The organism is Collinsella sp. D33t1_170424_A12 (genome assembly GCF_015554865.1).
Lineage (GTDB): Bacteria > Actinomycetota > Coriobacteriia > Coriobacteriales > Coriobacteriaceae > Collinsella.
In genome coordinates this window covers 1-1104 of the sequence record NZ_JADNJJ010000097.1, presented here as the reverse complement: position 1 = coordinate 1104, position 1104 = coordinate 1, and the positions used below count along the sequence as shown (strand labels likewise).

Here is a 1104-nt window from a genome sequence, read left to right as displayed (position 1 = left end):
TAAACCTCGATTTGTCGACCTCGGCGACGAAGGCAGCGAACTCTTGCTGCTTCTCTATGCTGGGGGTAATGACGCCCAGGTCGGACAAAATCCTAAGGTTGATATTCTTCTGGGCGGCCTGGGGCGCTTGCTCTTCAAGGATGCTTTGGAAAAAGCTAAACCAATAGTGCAAGAAGACATTCTGTATCGTACGCCCAGATGTAAAGCCAACCACGCTATCAGGAAAGCATGCGTCGATAGCGAGGATTGTGGTCTGTGCAATATTCGCAGCTATAGTGATGCAGAGCGTGCCTTTTGGCCACATTTTACTTTGGCGCAGGCCAAGTTCGGTGTAGGTATCGTTATAGGTGTTGAGATACAGCCCTGCGTTGGCTATGTCGCCGGTTTGCACTAGGGGGTAAGGTCCATCCGGACCTCCCCGCAACTCCGGAGCATTTCTGGGACGATGCTTTGATTTGCCCCTTTCTAACACTCCGAGATCGGATAGCCTTTCGATGGGCAGATTGTGGCTATTGGTGGCTGGATCCCCGAACATCTCGACAAACCGGGATTTGACGAGAGTATCGAGACACTCGAGCTTCTTGCCGGCAATTTCAAGTTGGCCCTGGATCACATCAAGATAACTGGCAACCATTCTCTGCGTTCTTAAATCCGGAAGACGAATTAGCGCACTTCCCAACGTCTTCTTATTAAGCGTTTCCCCCATAACTGCCATGTTGGTACCCGTAGCCCAATCCTTCGTCCTGAACTGATGCCACATATAGCCCAAATCGAATTGAAAGGTTCCTTTATCCAAAAAAGCCATGATGGCCTCATTCGTATAAATGGGGCGGGTCGTAATTGATGTCTTTCCCAGCGACAGCTTAAAGCTCATCAAGAGCGTATTGGCCGGGACTTGCTTTATCCCGGACTCGATACGGCCAAGTTCGCTAATCGTCTCTTTTGTACGTCCCACAAATCGACCATACGATCCCAGATCCTTAATCGAAACCCAATCGTACTCACCCGTATTCCAATGCTCCATCTTCTTTCTCGACGGAGTCTTGCCCATCTGGAGGTTAAATACTTCCGCAACCTTCACCCACTCCCCGTCAAACGGGGGTT

The 1104-nt window shown here is 50.1% G+C and carries 1 protein-coding gene; it reads right to left on the bottom strand.

Annotation, left to right across the window (positions count from 1 at the left end; translation table 11 throughout):
- Positions 1–1081, bottom strand: a 1081-nt coding sequence (locus I2E26_RS04390; RefSeq protein ID WP_370551440.1) for a restriction endonuclease subunit S, incomplete at its 3' end; no start/stop codon positions are given.
- Positions 1082–1104: the final 23 nt, after the last annotated feature.